This window comes from Geobacillus sp. FSL W8-0026 (assembly GCF_037966255.1).
Taxonomy (GTDB): domain Bacteria; phylum Bacillota; class Bacilli; order Bacillales; family Anoxybacillaceae; genus Geobacillus; species Geobacillus icigianus.
The window spans coordinates 2,631,699-2,647,960 of sequence record NZ_CP150194.1; the positions used below are offsets into that span (position 1 = coordinate 2,631,699).

Consider the following 16,262-nt stretch of genomic DNA (forward strand, 5'->3'; position numbering starts at 1 on the left):
CCGACCAACGGTGTGCGTCGATATCTTATTTTGAAAACGTTTTAATTCGAACTAAGGAGGGATTTTCATGGCCGTCAAAAAGCAGTCATTTTCCGAGCCGACCGGCGCCAATTACGAAGCGATCGCCCAGTCCGTTTCATTTCGCGCCCTCATCCAAGCGAAGAAACGCTTTATCGTTCCGGCGATCGTCTTTTTCTTCGTTTTTTACTTCGCCCTTCCGGTATTAACGTCGTACTCGAAAGCGCTCAATACGAAGGCGATCGGACCGGTCAGCTGGGCTTGGCTGTTTGCGTTCGCGCAATTTATCATGACATGGGCTTTATGCATCCTTTATTCAAAGCGCGCAGCCGAATTTGACAACATCGTCGAACAAGTGAAACAAGAAACGGTGGAAGGAGGAAATGTCTGATGCATGGGCTCGCCTTTTTCCTCTTTCTTGTCATTGTCGCCTTGACGTTGGTCATTACGTACTACGCGTCGAAACGGACGAAAACGACGAGCGAGTTTTATACGGCCGACAGCAGCCTTACCGGCTGGCAAAACGGGCTGGCCATCGCCGGCGACTATATGTCCGCGGCGTCTTTTTTGGGCATCGCCGGCATGATCGCCTTGGCGGGATTTGATGGTTTCTTTTACAGCATCGGGTTTCTCGTCGCCTACCTTGTCGTCTTGTACATCGTCGCCGAACCGCTGCGCAACCTCGGCAAATACACGATGGCCGACATGATCGCCGCCCGTTTTGACGATAAAAAAGTGCGCGGCGTCGCGGCGTTAAATACGATCGCCATTTCGATTTTCTATATGATCGCCCAGCTCGTCGGTGCCGGCGGTCTCATTAAGCTCCTGCTTGGGCTCGATTACATTTATTCCGTCTTGATCGTCGGCGTTTTGATGACAGTGTACGTCGTCTTCGGCGGCATGACGGCCACAAGTTGGGTGCAAATCGTCAAAGCCGTCTTGTTGATGGTCGGTACGTTTATCATTTCCATCATCGTCTTTGCCAAATTCGACTTCAGCATCGCTAAAATGTTCCATGAAGTCAAAACCGCCACGCCACTTGGCGAAGCGTTTTTAAACCCGGGCAACAAGTTTAAAGACCCGCTTGATACGATTTCATTAAACTTGGCGCTCGTGTTGGGAACGGCCGGGCTGCCGCACATTTTGATCCGCTTCTTTACGGTCAAAGACGCGCCAACCGCGCGCAAATCGGTCGTTTATGCAACATGGATCATTGGGATTTTCTATGTGTTGACCATCTTCTTAGGGTTCGGTGCCGCCGCGTTTGTCGGTTATGACAAAATCGTCGCCGCTAACCCCGCCGGCAATATGGCCGCTCCGCTGTTGGCCGAAGCGCTTGGTGGAGATTTCTTGTTCGCCTTCATCTCGGCTGTCGCGTTCGCGACCATTTTGGCCGTTGTCGCCGGGCTCGTTCTGTCAGCCGCCTCCGCGTTTGCCCACGATTTTTACAGCCATATTTTGCGGCGCGGCCAGGCAACGGAAAAAGAACAAATGCAGGCGGCGCGCTGGGCATCGGTCGGCGTTTCCGTACTCTCGATTTTGTTAGCGTTGTTCGCGCAAAAAATGAACGTCGCCTTCCTTGTGTCCCTGGCCTTTGCGGTGGCGGCGAGCGCCAACTTGCCGACGATCGTGTTCACCATCTTCTGGCGCCGTTTTAACACGACTGGAGCGATTACCGGGATGCTTGTCGGGCTCATCAGCGCCTTGGTGCTCGTCTTCTTCGGTCCGAACGTCTGGTCGCCGCAGCCAGGGGTCGCCATTTTCGTCGGCGAACCGCTCTTTAAGCTCGCCAACCCGGGCATCATCTCGATCCCGCTCGGCTTTCTCGGCGCCGTCATCGGCACGCTCGTTTCGTCGAAAAAAGCGGACGAAAAGAAATACACCGAAATTGTCGTCAAAGCGAACACCGGAATCGGACGGGTGTAACGCCACGAACAAAGAGCTGGCCCAAAGCGGCAACGCGTTTTGGGCCAGCTGAACATGAGTGCTACAGCAGTTTGTACTATAATAACAAATTCCCCGTTGCCGCATCGCTCCCCTCAATCAGTCTTATGATCATTTTTCGTTTCCCCTTTATGTAATAAAATGGAAGGCTTATTAAATGCCATCCGCTTTATGTCGTCGCCCGATGAAACACCTTGGCAAACTGTGTATACCGCTCGACTTGGCGGCGGTCGACACCGTAGCCGATGCCGGGGGCGTCCGGCACGCGAATCAAGCCGTCATCCACTTCGACTTCTGGAATGATCAAATCCCGCTCCCAATAATGGGACGACGCGGCGGTATCGCCGGGAAGGGTGAAGTTTTCTAATGTCGTGATGGCGATATTATGGGCACGCCCAATGCCCGCTTCGAGCATTCCCCCGCACCACACCGGCACGCCGCGCTCAGCGCAAAGATCGTGGATGCGCTTCGCCTCCCCAAGCCCGCCGACACGTCCAATTTTGATATTGATGATGCGGCAGCTGCCAAGATCCAGCGCCTTGCGCGCATCGTCATAGGAACGAACGCTTTCATCAAGGCAAATCGGCATCTCAAGAAGCGGCTGCAAGCGCGCATGATCGATGAGATCATCGGCGGCAAGCGGCTGTTCGATCATCATCAACCCGAATTCGTCGAGCGCTTTCAGCCGATCCATATCGGCAAGCGTGTACGCCGAATTGGCATCGGCCATGAGCGGCACGTTCGGAAACGCGCGCCGCACCTCGCGAATGACATCGACATCCCATCCGGGCTTAATTTTTACCTTGATTCGCCGATATCCTTGCGCCACATACCGTTCAATGACCCGCAGCAAGTCGCCCACCGTTGGCTGAATGCCGATGCTGACACCGACTTCAATCTCCTTTTTCGTCCCCCCAAGAGCTTGATAAAGCGGGACGCCGAGCCGCTTGGCATATACATCCCACACCGCTCCTTCAAGCGCCGCTTTCGCCATATGATTTTGACGGATGGCGTTAAAGCGCGTTGACAGTTCCGCTGGATGATCGATCGGCTCCGCCAGCGCAAGCGGGACAAGGAAGTCCTCGAGCATATGCCAGTTCGTTTTCACCGTTTCCTCGCTGTACCACGGGGCGGCAAAGGCGACCGATTCGCCCCAACCCGAGACGCCGTCGCGATCGACCGCTTCCACTAAAAGAAACTCTTTCGCTTGAAACGTGCCGAAGCTCGTTGTAAACGGCGACTTCAACTCCATGCGCAAATGGCGCAAGATGACGTACTCGATGCTGATCGTCATTCCTCTTCCCCTTTCTGCGGCAGCCATTCGTTTCTCCACCTCCATATGTAATACATCGCCGGCTCCCCGGAACGGCGCCAAGCGCTGGCGGCAATCCAGCCTTCCATGAGCAGCCGCTGAAACAAAGCGCGCGTCGTCAACCGCCACTCAAGCGCCAACGCGAGATCCCGCTCTTTCAACTGCGGAAAGTCAAGCGGAATCGCAGCCAACAACAACGGCGCCGCTTTTTCATCGACGTCCTTCAGCACCGGCCGCAACAGGCCGTCAGCCCTTTGGTCTGCATCGAGCACCACCAGACGTCTCGCCTTGAGAACATCGGCTGTAGCCAAGCTCCGCTCCCCGGTCGGACGCTCATCAAGCCGCCATTCGACAATGAAGCGATCGGACGGCAGCTGACCGTTCAGCGCATCATTCATTTCGCCGTAGCAATTTTCCACATAGCCGACGGCTGCCGCCCCCAACTTCGCTACGTTCAGGTAGCCGTTGCGGCTTTGCAGCGGATCGTACGTCCAGCGGATACGCTGATAGCCGCGTCGGCGCGCTTCTTCCGCCTGTTTCATTTTTAAGCGATAGCCGATCCCTTGATCGCGAAACGATTCGGCAATCCCCATCATATGGGAGCAAAGATACACTTCCCCGTTCCGAAACCCAGGAAAGCTGTAGACAAAGCCGACGAGCTTCCCGTCCGCATACGCCCCGATGATCAAGCTGCCGTTTTTCGCCACCGTCAGCGTTTGATGAAGCGGAATTGGTGCTGTTCCCCAAATCTCCTCCTCAAGCTTGGCCATCTCGTTCAATTGTTCGATCGTCTCAATGATTTGCAGCGACAGAGGCACGCACGCTCGCTCTCCCCCCGCGGCGCAAACGTCACAAACGTATTCATCACAACCCGCGCCAAAATTTCCACGCCGGAAAGCAAATCCTCGCGCCGGAATGTCATCTTGGGATGATGGAGTCCAGGGTGCAAGTCGCAGCCTAATCCAAGCATCGTTGTTTTCAGTTCCGGTTTCTTAAAGGAATAAAAATGGAAATCCTCCCCTCCCGACGTCACGACTGGCGGAACGCACTTTTCCGCCCCCAAAGTCGTGATAATCGCCTCCTCCATCAGCCGCACGGCATCTGGATCGGGATGAGCGGCGACGATGCGCGCCTGCTCCATAAGCTCAATATCAGCTCCGTAAATCGCAGCGACCCCGTTGATCACATGGCGCAGCCCTTCGATGAGCCGCTCCATCGCTTCGTTCGTTTGCGCCCGCAAATCAAGGGCAAATTCCGCGTAGTCCGGGATCGTGTTCGCATCTTTTTCACCGGCGTGAAACTTCGTCATCTTGATCGATGCTGGCACTTGGGGGTCGATATGAATTTTGCCCAGCTCCTGAACGATAGCGCTGCCGACCTCAATGACGTTGACGCCTAAGTGCGGCCGCGCGGCATGGGCCGCTACACCGCGAATTCGTCCTTCGATGCATTGCGCCGCCCCGTGAAGGATCGCCGGCGCCGCGTACCCGCTTTTGACTTCCTGAACCGGACGTAAATGAACGCCATACAAAAACGCCAAGCCATCGGCCGCTCCCTTTTCTATCATCTTCAACGCCCCTGTGCCTTTTTCTTCGGCCGGCTGGAACAAAAACCGGAGCGTCCCCGACGGCTCATAGCCGATGCGGCGAAGCAATTTCGCCACCCCAAGCACGACCGTCATGTGAGCGTCATGCCCGCACGCATGGTTCGGCTGCCAAACGCCGTCGACTTCTTGCCAAAGAGCGTCCATGTCGCTGCGCACTCCGACCGTAAACGGGCCGGCGCCGATTTCCGCCACCGCGCCCGGACAATCGGCAAACGTTCGCACCCGATACCCTTCGCGCTCCAGCTCCTGACGGACAAATTCCGTCGTCTGCCACTCCTCCCAACTGATTTCTGGATGACGATGAAGATGGTCAAAAATCTCCCATAGCTCTGTTTTCAGCTGTCTGATGATGTCCTTCATTGCTCTCCCCCGGCTGTTTAAAAGATGAAATGATGATTATATTTATTATAATATTCAAACAAACAAATGCAACGACAAATAGGCAGAAAGGAAAAAACAACCTATCGCGATGAATGACGGCGGCGTCTCGCCAGTTGGTTGACGACCTCCGAAAAAATCAAGCCCATGGCAATGGCGCCGGAAATCATCAATGCCTTTGCTGCCAGAGCCATCGCCGTATTGTAATCGTTCATAACGACATGGCGCATCGCTTCAAACGCCGTCCCGCCCGGCACGAGCGGAAGAACGCCGGGAACAATAAAAATGGTCGCCGGCGCCCGATAACGGCGGGCGAACGCATTGCTCAAAAAGGCGACAAAAAACGAAGCCATAAACGTCGCAATCACCCCATCCGCTCCGGATCGGAAAGCGAACATATAAGCCGCCCACCCGCTCATCCCGACAAACCCGCTATGCGGCAACAAGCGCGGAGGGATGTTAAAAATGATGCCAAACAGCGCCGATGCCATAAAACTAAGCAACAACTGCATCATGATCATCGTTCCCTGCTCCCCTGTCATCGAATAGACAAAACAAAAGCAATGCCCGTGCCGATCGCAAACGCAGTCAAAAACGCTTCCGCTCCGCGGGACAGCCCGGCGATCAGATGACCGGCCATTAAATCACGCACCGCATTCGTGATCGCCAATCCTGGCACAAGCGGCATCACCGATCCGATCATCATATTTGCGACATCCCGACCGAATCCAGCCTTTGCCAACCATAAGACAAGCCAACCGGCGACAAAGGCGGCGAAAAATTCGGCAAAAAACCGTATTTTCACCAATCGGTGCACCATTTCAAAGCACCAAAAGGCAGCTCCTCCGGAAACGAGCGACGGGAGAAAATGAGCGATGCCCCCGATCAGCGAAGCAAAACAAGCGCTGGCCAACGCAGCCGCGGCGGTTTGCTGCCAAAGAGGGTAGCTTGGTTGCGCATACGCGACGCGCGCTAACTCCTCGCGCGCCTCCGAAAGCGTCAGTTCACCGCGGCTGATGCGCCGGGAAATATCGTTCACGACCGCGACTTTCGCCAAATCGGTCGAGCGCTCAGAAATGCGGATCAACCGCGTCGAGTTCGTTCCCTCAATCGAAAAAATGATGGCTGTCGGCGTGACATAGCTATGGGAGCGCGCCATGCCAAACGAAGCCGCAATCCGCATCATCGTATCTTCCACCCGATACGTCTCCCCGCCGCTTTCAAGCATCAACTTTCCCGCCAACAAACAAACATCGACAACGTCCTCAATTCGTTCGCCCATCATCCATCCGTCTCCTTTCCTTTGGACATCCGCCGGCAAAAACAAACTCCCGCCAATCGATGGCAGGAGTTTTGCTCACACACGGTTTTTACCCAACTCTCCTCCATTATACCAAACCCGCTAGCCATTGCCAAACAGCGAACGAGGTCGCACCGTTTTCCTTTCTTTGCTAGTTTTTTGTCCCTTTGGACCTTTTTCCCTTTCCTCTCCCTTTCGGCTCGTCCAATACGCCTGATAGGCGATTCCTTCCCGATTCAGCTGCGGTTGCAGCTGCTTCCAAATGGACACGGACCGGCCGTTTTGGGCGGCTGGGTTGATAATAAAACGAAGCTTCATCCTCTTCCCCCGTTCATAACCCCTTTTCTTACCTATTGGCGGTCGGTTTCATTTTTCCTCTCGTCAAAATGAAAAAATCCGAACCCGCAAACCGGATTCGGATCTTCCTTCATTCCTCGCCAATAATTTTGACTTCCAACTCCAGATCGACCCCGAATTTTTCTTTCACGGTTTTGCGCACCATTTCGATCGTCGCAATGTAATCGGCAGCGGTCGCATTGTTTTTGTTAATAATGAATCCCGCATGCTTCGTCGACACTTCGGCGCCGCCGAATCCTTTTCCCTGAAGGCCGCTGTCTTGGATGAGCTTGCCAGCAAAATAGCCCGGCGGACGCTTAAACACGCTTCCGACCGACGGATACTCAAGCGGCTGTTTCGATTCGCGCTGAAAGGTTAAATCATCCATTTTCTCCTTGATTTGCTTATAGTCGCCCGGCTGGAGCGCAAAGACCACTTCGAGCACAATATCATGCGTCCGACTGATCAAGCTTGTTCGATAGCCAAGCTCCAGCTCTTCCTTTTTCAACGTTTTCAACTCACCGGCAAGCGTCGCCACTTTGACATGGTCAAGCACATCTTTCACTTCGCCGCCGTACGCTCCGGCGTTCATCATAATCGCCCCGCCGACCGACCCCGGAATGCCGCAGGCAAACTCCAACCCGGTGAGGTGTTGTTCGAGCGCGAACCGCGACACCGCTTTAATATCGGCTCCGCTTTGGGCGATCACGTTGTTTCCTTCACGCCAAATGCGGTTCAAATGCTTCAGCTGCATGACGATGCCGCGCAGCCCACCGTCGCGGATAATGACGTTCGAACCGTTGCCAAGAAGCGTAAACGGCAGGCCGTACTCTTCTTTCAGCCGCAACACCTCAATGACTTGCTCATACGTCTCCGGCCAGACGAGAAAATCGGCCTTGCCGCCGATCCGCACCAATGTATGGTTTTTCATCGGCTCATCGCGAAGGACATTTCGTTCACCACAAATCTGTACGAGTCTTTGATAAAGATGTTCTGCACGTTCCATCGTTCTGCCACCTTCTTTACGTCTTCCGTGCCGCCCAGCGGCATTCACCGCTTCCATTATCGCCGGAATCGCCCCTCATATCAAGTGGGCAATGTTCCTGATTCTGTTTTATTCCGGACGGGGCCAAAAGGTGACGTGGGATGGGCCACGCTATCGTCTCTTTTCTTCCTCTTTCATTGCCTGACTCTTCTCCTCTGAACGAAAACAGCTCACCCTTGAATCAGGTGAGCTGCTTTGCGCGCCAACAGCACAACCCCCATCGAACGCCCGCTTCTATCCTTATCGTCCCCTCACGTTTGCAGACTGCTTGGCCATCTGTCCTGCCAAAACGCTCGCTCCTATTGGTTCAAAAAACGGCAAATCAAGCCAAAGGCGCCTTGCCTGACAAAAAGCCACGCTGACTGTTGTCAAACGTGGCTTCTCTATCATTACAACTCATCAAATCCGTTGTCCACTTGCACTTTCGTATATTGGCGCGGCTTTTGTTCGAAAAAGTCGGATTTGCCAAGGTCGACTTCTTCATACGCTTTAATCCAGCGAAGCGGGTTCGTCCGATAGCCGTCGAACGGGCGGTCAAACCCAAGCTGGTGGGCGCGGACGTTGGCGTAAAACTTAATGTACGCCTCCAAATCAGCCAAGTCGATGCCATCGATCTCATGGCCGATGATTTCCCGCGCCCATTCGATCTCCAGCTCAGCCGCTTTCGTAAACGTTTCCCGGACAAAATCCGCCAACTCCGACGTCCGATATTCCGGATATTCGTTCAACACTTCTTTGAAAATTTTCGCAAACAAATCGACATGAATGTGCTCGTCACGGTTGATGTAATTGATCATCGTGCTCGTCGCCACCATTTTTTGCTGGCGCGCGAGGTTGTAGAAGAACGCAAACCCTGAGTAGAAAAACAGTCCTTCTAAAATGACGTCAAAAACGATCGAGCGCAACAAGTTTTCCACATTCGGCTCTTCCGCAAACGCCTTGTAGCCGTTCGTCACAAAATCGTTCCGCTTGCGCAGCGTCGGTTCGTTCCGCCAAAAGTCGAATACTTCATCTTGCTTCGCTTTCGGCACAAGGCTCGAAAGCACGTACGAATACGAATGGTTGTGAATGACTTCCTGCTGGGCGAGCATAATCATGAGCGCGTTGATGCTCGGATCGGTAATGTAATCAGCGACACGTCCGGCGTAATCGGTTTGGATGCTGTCAAGCAGCGCCAGAAGACCGATGATTTTCAAAAAGGCCTCCTGCTCGCGAGCCGTTAATTGCGGAAACTGCTTCACATCTTGCGCCATATTGATTTCAAACGGCGTCCAAAAATTGGCGAGCATTCGCTTATATTTGGCATACGCCCACGGATAGGCAAGATCATCCCAATTCAACACATTCGAGCAGCGGCCGTTGATGATGCCCGTCGAGCGGTTCGGCGCCTCCGGATCCATAATAGGTCGTTTGACTAAGCCGATCGTCATCGTCCATTCCTCCCTTTCGTTTTCTATAAAAGAATTTCTGATCTCCATGTCCCATCTTGATCACCTGACAAGCTGGCACGGTGACAAGAAGAGCAACAATGCCATGGAAAACCAAATTGTAGCTTATATAGTATCGTGCGCGCGGCCAACCGCTTACGCCTCTCCGGCACAAGGAAGTGCGCCTCTTTTGGCCCCGGTCAGCTCGCGCACGAATCGCACTCTTCGATCGTCCCCGATGTCGAACGCACGTAATACGTCGTTTTCAACCCCGACTTCCACGCCGTCAAATGCAAATCGAGCAGCTCCTTTGCCTTGATCGTATTCATGACGTAGAAGTTAAATGAGATGGCTTGGTCGACATGGCGCTGGCGCGCGGCGTTTTGCTTGATGCTCCAACGTTGGTCGATATGGTACGCCGATTTGTAATACCATGTCGTCTGTTCGTTTAGATCCGGCACGGTCACAGGAATTTTATAATCTTTCTTTTCCTCGGCATACACTTTTAAGAAAATCGGATCGATGCTCGCCGTGCTGCCGGCGATGATCGACGTCGAGGCGTTGGGCGCAATGGCCATGATATAGCCGTTGCGCACCCCGTAGCGGGCCACATTGCTCTTGAGTCGGTCCCAATCGAGCTCGCCGTGGCTTTGGTAGCCGCGCCGTTCGAAATAAGCGCCCGTCTGCCAATCCGATCCGGCAAACGCCGGGTAGCTCCCTTTTTCTTTGGCGAGCTCCATGCTCGCTTGAATCGCCAAATACGCGATCGTTTCATACAGTTCATCGGCGTAGCGGACCGCTTCCTCTGACTCCCAGCGAATGCCTTTTAACGCCAGCAAATGATGCCAGCCAAAAGTGCCAAGCCCGACAGCGCGGTATTTTTCGTTCGTCAAACCGGCCTGCAGCACCGGAATGTGATTTAAATCAATGACATTATCAAGCATCCGCATTTGAATCGGGATGAGCCGCTCCAACACCCCATCGGTCACCGCACGCGCCAAGTTGATCGACGATAAATTGCAGACGACAAAATCGCCCGGGATTTTTTCGATCACAATCACTCCGTCTTTCACATATTGCCGCTTCATCACCGTCGGGCTTTGGTTTTGCGCGATTTCCGTGCAAAGGTTGCTGCAGTAAATCATCCCGAGATGGCGATTCGGATTTTGTCGGTTCACTTCATCGCGGTAAAACATAAACGGCGTCCCCGACTCGAGCTGGCTGCGCATAATGCTTTTCATCACTTCGATCGCCGGCACTTTTTCTTTCGACAGCCTCGGTTCGTTGACGCATTGCCAATATTTCTCCCGAAAGCTGCCCTTCCCTTTTTCCTCATCATAAAAGTCTTCCAAACTAAATCCCATCACCGTCCGCACTTCATGCGGATCAAACAAATACCAGTCGCCGCGCTGTTCGACCATTTCCATGAACAAATCAGGGATGCAAACGCCGGTGAACAAGTCATGCGTCCGCAGCCGTTCGTCGCCGTTGTTGAGCCGCGCATCGAGAAACGCAAAAATATCTTTATGCCACACATCCAAATAGACGGAAATAGCTCCCTTTCGCTGCCCAAGCTGATCGACGCTCACCGCTGTGTTGTTCAGCTGCTTCATCCACGGGATGACGCCGGAGGAGACCCCTTTGAATCCTTTAATGTCGCTGCCGCGCGACCGGATTTTCCCTAAATAGACCCCAATGCCGCCGCCTGATTTCGATAAATTGGCGATGTCGGTGTTGCTGTCGTAAATCCCTTGCAAACTGTCATCGACCGTGTCGACAAAGCAGCTCGACAGCTGGCCGTATGACTTCCCGGCGTTGGCAAGCGTCGGCGTCGCCACGGTCATGTATAGGTTGCTTAACGCCCAATACGCTTCCTTCACCAACTCAAGCCGCCGCTGCTGTGGTTCGTTCGCCATAAGCGTCATGGCGATAACCAAAAATCGCTCCTGCGGCAACTCATACAGCCGCCGCTCATAATCGCGGGCCAAATACCGATCCGCAAGCGTGCGCAACCCTATGTACGTAAACAACTTGTCCTTCTCCGGATCAAGAAGCGCACCGATGGACGTAATTTCTTCTTTCGTATAACGTTCAAGCAGCAGCGGATGATATACTCCTTGTTCCGTCAGCGCAACAAGGAGCGAGTAGAAATCGCCATACCGCTTGCGCTCCTCGTACCCGCGATGCCGCGCTGCCTCGCGGTACAGTTGCTGCAAATACAGGCGGGCGCACACAAACGTCCATTCCGGCTCCTCCTCACTAATATACGACAGCCCTTCCAAAATGGCGGTTTGATACAGCTGCCGGAAGGTGACCATCTCTTTTCGGCTGAGAAGCTGCCATACACGTTCTTCATATTCCTCGAGCGACAAACGGACAAAGTCGGCCGCCGCCTGCTCCACCAACCTAGCAAACTCCTCGCGCGAAAATGCTTTCTCTTTTCCTTGATCATCGACAACAATTGATTTCGTCGACACTGTCATTCGTTTCCCCTCTCCTCCATAAAAAAATCCGCTCGGGCAGGCGAGCGGATGAAACGACAGACGGAAAAAGGCAGACGAACTCCCTTTTTCTTTTCCCCTATCGTTTCATCTTCTCACACCCCGAAGAACATGAAACGTTCCAAGCAAGGCAGGTCTCCTGACTCGTGCATCGTCCTACTTTGGGTCCTTCCCAGCGGCGCTAAATGGCTCTTGCCGCCAGTGGCCATCCCATTTCGTCCGCACATACAGTTGCGGGGGCAGTTCCGGATTCGCACCGGATTCCCTATTAAGTCCTGATGGACACCATTGCTTGGCGCAACGATATATAGTTGTTTAAAAAAGAGAACAAAACAATATATAGTGGATGATCATCCTGATGGAACAAGCATATACCAAAACCGGGAGAATTGCAAGAGTGGGTGAATCAAATTTTCTCTTCCTCAAAAAATCATGCCGTTGTTCACATTCCGTTCATAAAAGCATGCTACGATTCACCATGTACGAGAATCATACGAAGGAGGGGGACACAAAATGGGATACAAACCCCAAATCTCACCCGCCCATCAAGAGTGGGCAGTGGAAACACACGAATTGGTGAAAACCTTTGGCGACCACCGGGCCGTGGACGGTCTCAATTTGCGTGTGCGCGCGGGCACCATCTATGGTGTGCTGGGCCCCAATGGTGCCGGCAAGACAACGACAATCCGAATGTTAGCGACGTTATTGCGCCCGGACGCCGGTTCCGCCCAAATTTTTGGGTACGACGTCGTCAAACAACCGCAAATCGTCCGGCAATTGATTGGTGTCACCGGTCAATACGCCTCTGTTGACGAAACGCTCAGCGCAACAGAGAATCTAATGATCTTTTCTAGGCTTCTGGGACTGAGCCGAACAGAAGCAAGGCGAAAAACAAGCGAATTATTGGAGGAATTTGGCTTGACAGAAGCAGCCAAGCGCCCATTGAAACATTTCTCTGGCGGTATGCGCCGGCGTCTAGATCTCGCCGCCAGCCTCATTGCCCAGCCGCCGCTCATTTTTCTTGACGAACCGACCACCGGACTCGACCCGCGCACGCGCAATCAAATGTGGGAAACGATCCGGCGCTTGGTGAATATGGGGACAACGGTGCTGCTGACAACCCAATATTTACAAGAAGCGGACGAATTGGCAGACCGCATCGCCGTAATTGATCACGGCCGAGTCGTCGCTGAAGGGACACCCGATGAACTCAAGGCGTCCATCGGTCAATCGTCATTGCAAGTCAAGCTGCAACATCCTGGAGAGATCGAAACGGCCAAGCGCATCATTGAGCGCGTTCTCCATGTTCGGCCGACAGTATCCTTAGAAACCGGGAACATCACGGCGCCGATGGCCGATCCAGACCATGTGACGGACCTGCTTATCGCCTTGCGTCAAGAGGGCATCCACTTAACCGAGTTAAGTGTGCAAAAACCAACCCTCGATGAGGTCTTTCTGACCATTACCGGCCATGGAGTGGAAAAACGTGCAGATGAATCCAATGATGTAAGGGAGGAAGCGATGAGATGAAACCAGTGTCTCCTCAATTGGAGGTCAAACGCCAACATAAAAACCGTACAAGCGTTTCCCAAGCTGTACGAAATTCGCTGACGATGGCCTATCGTGGTTTGTTGAAGGTGCGGCGCACACCCGAACAATTATTTGACGTCACTTTTCAGCCGATTATCTTCACCTTGATGTTTACCTACATCTTTGGTGGAGCCATCGCGGGGAATGTTCATAACTACTTGCCCATGATCATTCCCGGCATTCTCATCCAAACGTTGATCGGGGCTTCCGTCACTTCAGGAGTTCAACTTCGCGATGATATGGATAAAGGCGTGTTCGACCGCTTTAAATCGCTGCCGATCGCCCGCATCGCTCCGTTGGCTGGGGCGTTATTAGCCGATGTAGTCCGCTATGTCATCGCCACCACCCTGACGTTTGCCATGGGATTTCTTATCGGCTACCGTCCGGAAGGAGGGATCGCCAGTGTGGCGCTTGCAGGCGTTTTCGCCATTGGATGCGCGTGGGCCGTCAGCTGGATCTTTGCCTTCTTCGGCGTCATTGCCCGTCATGCGGCCGCTGTACAGGGAATCTCCATGCTGGCGTTGTTCCCACTGATGTTTGTATCGAATGCGTTCGTGCCGATCAAGACGATGCCCGATTGGCTACAATGGATTGCCAAAGTCAATCCCATTTCCCATATGATCGCGGCCGTCCGCGAGTTGACGAATCACGGAACGATAGGCACCGATTTCGTCCTCTCCTTGCTCGGCGCGGCAGCCATTGTTGCGATCTTTGCTCCGATCACCGTTCGTGTCTATATGCGCCGGGCATAACCACTGGGGATGTCCGCGATGAGCATCCCCGCTTCTCCAATGAATATTAAGAATCAAACCCATCGTTTCATTATCTGCTGTCACGACGAAATTATAAACGAACCAGCTTCAACATTGACGAAGGCCAAGCAAAAGCGACACAATGGAAAATAGCATGAAAGGACAATGAAAGGGGATGACGATGGCACGAATTTTAATCGTCGATGATGACGCGCATATCCGCGAACTCGTCAGCCACTTTTTAAACTTAGAAGGATTTACAATCCATGAGGCGGCTAACGGAAAAGAAGCACTTGACGTATTGGAAACGGTGAAAGTGGATTTGGTCATTATGGATATTATGATGCCGGAAATGGATGGTTGGGAGCTATGTCGCGAACTGCGCGACTACGACGATGTCCCCATTTTAATGTTGACGGCCAAAGGGGAAACAAGACAGAAGGTGAAAGGATTCGAGCTCGGGGCGGACGATTATCTTGTCAAACCGTTCGACCCACTTGAGCTCGTCGCCCGGGTCAAAGCATTGCTCAAACGGTATCGAATCGCTACATCGCAAATCGTACAAATAGGCCGTTTATCGTTAAACCGCAAGACGTACGAATGCCGTTTGGGAGACCAAGAGATCTTCTTGCCGCCGAAAGAATTTGAACTGCTTTTTAAATTGGCCAGCTATCCGGGCAAAACGTTTACACGCGACGAGTTGATTGAACAGATCTGGGGCTACGATTATGATGGGGATGAACGAACAGTGGACGTGCATATCAAACGGTTGCGCGAACGGTTTGCCCAACCAGATTCTCCATTTTCCATCCGCACGATTCGCGGGCTCGGCTATCGGTTGGAGGCACAGTCATGAAACGATTGCGATTTGTGCTTAAATCCATCTTGACGGTTATCGCTGTAATGTCCATCGTCTCTCTCTTTTGGACTGCGGCATATTTCATCACAGAAGCGCTCTACACCCGATTCGCTTGGCGGCCGCACCCGCTCGTTCGTCAAATCATTTCATCGATCCTCGGCTTTTTGCTGTTCGGGATGACTATGAGCGCGATCAGTCCTTTTTTGCGAAAGCGCGAAAAAGTATTTTGGCAGCACTTAATAGATGCCATTAATCGAATCGCCAAAGGCGATTTTCGAGTAAACCTACAGGCTGACTGGGGCGGACGGAATCATCCGTTTGCCGAACTCGTGACACGCATTAACGACATGGCCGCGAATTTGCAGGCCATGGAAGAAATGCGGCAAGAATTTATTTCTAATGTGTCTCATGAGATCGGCTCTCCGCTCACATCGATCCGCGGGTTCGCCCGAGCGCTCAAAAACGAGGACCTAAGCCGTGAACAGCGGTTGCATTATCTCGACATTATTGAAACGGAGTGCGTCCGTTTGTCGAAGTTAAGTGAGAATTTGCTGCGGTTGGCGATGTTAGACTCTGATCGCTACCCGTTTCATCCCACATCCTATCGCTTGGACACACAGCTGCAAACACTCATTCTTCACTGCGAGCCACAGTGGGCGGAAAAAGAATTGGACATGTGTGTCCTGCTTGAAAAAGTCATCATTACAGCCGATGAAGATTTGCTTAGCCAAGTATGGCTGAACTTGATCCATAATGCGATTAAATTTACACCGAAAGGGGGAACCATCACCATCCAGCTACAACGCCGCGGTGAACAAGCCATCGTCACCGTTTCCGATACAGGGCCAGGAATCAACGAACATGACCAGCTCCGCATTTTTGAACGATTTTATAAGGCCGATAAATCCCGCCATCGCGCCGCAGGGGGCAGCGGGCTCGGGTTGTCGATCGCCAAGAAGATTGTCGATATCCATCATGGAATCATCTCCGTGCAGAGCCAGCCGGGAGAAGGAGCGACTTTTACGGTGGAACTCCCCGTTCATGGTCCGGTTTCTTAGCCCTCTCCATTCCCTATGACAAAAACAAACGAGCAGCATGTTCTTCCTTTTGGTGAAACGCCCATTTCGCGACATTGCTCTCGTCATCTAGAAGGTTGTGATGGAATAGAAAACTTTGGTTGAGCGGGAGGATTTC

The 16,262-nt window shown here is 52.9% G+C and carries 15 protein-coding genes and 1 riboswitch; of the genes, 6 read left to right on the plus strand and 9 right to left on the minus strand.

All coding sequences use genetic code 11. The features are described 5' to 3' along the window. Positions 1–67 precede the first annotated feature (67 nt). Both NST29_RS13155 and NST29_RS13160 read left to right on the plus strand, forming a co-directional pair. The gene (locus tag NST29_RS13155; protein WP_033018457.1) at positions 68–409 is read left to right on the plus strand and encodes a DUF485 domain-containing protein; all 342 of its coding nucleotides are present in this window, start codon (positions 68–70) and stop codon (positions 407–409) included. Next, a complete protein-coding gene (locus tag NST29_RS13160) occupies positions 409–1,944 on the plus strand; it encodes a cation acetate symporter (protein ID WP_033018456.1) in 1,536 nt (511 codons plus the stop codon). The genes NST29_RS13155 and NST29_RS13160 overlap by 1 nt, the downstream gene beginning before the upstream one ends. A gap of 187 nt (positions 1,945–2,131) precedes the next feature. Here the strand turns inward: NST29_RS13160 and menC are convergent, their stop codons facing one another. From menC to NST29_RS13205, 9 genes are all read right to left on the minus strand, one after another. Continuing rightward, the gene (gene menC / locus NST29_RS13165) at positions 2,132–3,256 is read right to left on the minus strand and encodes an o-succinylbenzoate synthase (RefSeq protein WP_033018455.1); all 1,125 of its coding nucleotides are present in this window, start codon (positions 3,254–3,256) and stop codon (positions 2,132–2,134) included. Further along, positions 3,253–4,092: a GNAT family N-acetyltransferase gene (locus tag NST29_RS13170; protein WP_339232238.1), complete on the minus strand. Its 840-nt coding sequence runs from the start codon at positions 4,090–4,092 to the stop codon at positions 3,253–3,255. The genes menC and NST29_RS13170 overlap by 4 nt, the downstream gene beginning before the upstream one ends. Further along, entirely contained in the window at positions 4,050–5,240 is a 1,191-nt protein-coding gene (locus tag NST29_RS13175; protein WP_051962655.1) for a M20 peptidase aminoacylase family protein, read from the minus strand. Before NST29_RS13175 ends, NST29_RS13170 begins: the two co-directional genes overlap by 43 nt. Positions 5,241–5,341: 101 nt before the next feature. Further along, entirely contained in the window at positions 5,342–5,779 is a 438-nt protein-coding gene (locus NST29_RS13180; RefSeq protein ID WP_033843369.1) for a threonine/serine exporter family protein, read from the minus strand. A 17-nt stretch (positions 5,780–5,796) separates the two neighbouring features. Then, complete coding sequence (locus NST29_RS13185) at positions 5,797–6,540, minus strand: threonine/serine exporter family protein (RefSeq protein WP_033019861.1); 744 nt, start codon at positions 6,538–6,540, stop codon at positions 5,797–5,799. 120 nt (positions 6,541–6,660) lie between these two features. Beyond that, entirely contained in the window at positions 6,661–6,876 is a 216-nt protein-coding gene (locus NST29_RS13190; protein WP_033019850.1) for a hypothetical protein, read from the minus strand. Between the two features lie 109 nt (positions 6,877–6,985). Further along, entirely contained in the window at positions 6,986–7,900 is a 915-nt protein-coding gene (murB, locus tag NST29_RS13195; RefSeq protein WP_033019848.1) for a UDP-N-acetylmuramate dehydrogenase, read from the minus strand. Between the two features lie 428 nt (positions 7,901–8,328). Beyond that, a complete protein-coding gene (locus NST29_RS13200; RefSeq protein ID WP_339232240.1) occupies positions 8,329–9,369 on the minus strand; it encodes a ribonucleotide-diphosphate reductase subunit beta in 1,041 nt (346 codons plus the stop codon). Between the two features lie 197 nt (positions 9,370–9,566). Next, positions 9,567–11,849: a ribonucleoside-diphosphate reductase subunit alpha gene (locus tag NST29_RS13205; RefSeq protein WP_339232241.1), complete on the minus strand. Its 2,283-nt coding sequence runs from the start codon at positions 11,847–11,849 to the stop codon at positions 9,567–9,569. A gap of 129 nt (positions 11,850–11,978) precedes the next feature. Then, positions 11,979–12,172, minus strand: a riboswitch (cobalamin riboswitch). A gap of 208 nt (positions 12,173–12,380) precedes the next feature. Between NST29_RS13205 and NST29_RS13210 the strand changes: the two genes are divergently transcribed. The 4 genes from NST29_RS13210 to NST29_RS13225 all read left to right on the plus strand — a co-directional run bounded on the left by NST29_RS13210 (position 12,381) and on the right by NST29_RS13225 (position 16,126). Continuing rightward, positions 12,381–13,397, plus strand: a complete 1,017-nt coding sequence (locus NST29_RS13210) for an ATP-binding cassette domain-containing protein (RefSeq protein WP_033843364.1) — start codon at positions 12,381–12,383, stop codon at positions 13,395–13,397. After that, positions 13,394–14,209, plus strand: a complete 816-nt coding sequence (locus NST29_RS13215) for an ABC transporter permease (protein WP_033843363.1) — start codon at positions 13,394–13,396, stop codon at positions 14,207–14,209. The genes NST29_RS13210 and NST29_RS13215 overlap by 4 nt, the downstream gene beginning before the upstream one ends. 181 nt (positions 14,210–14,390) lie before the next feature. Further along, the gene (locus NST29_RS13220) at positions 14,391–15,065 is read left to right on the plus strand and encodes a response regulator transcription factor (RefSeq protein WP_031404957.1); all 675 of its coding nucleotides are present in this window, start codon (positions 14,391–14,393) and stop codon (positions 15,063–15,065) included. Then, positions 15,062–16,126 (plus strand): HAMP domain-containing sensor histidine kinase, encoded by a 1,065-nt coding sequence (locus tag NST29_RS13225; RefSeq protein ID WP_031404959.1) that lies wholly within the window; start codon positions 15,062–15,064, stop codon positions 16,124–16,126. Before NST29_RS13220 ends, NST29_RS13225 begins: the two co-directional genes overlap by 4 nt. The last annotated feature ends 136 nt before the right edge of the window (positions 16,127–16,262 follow it).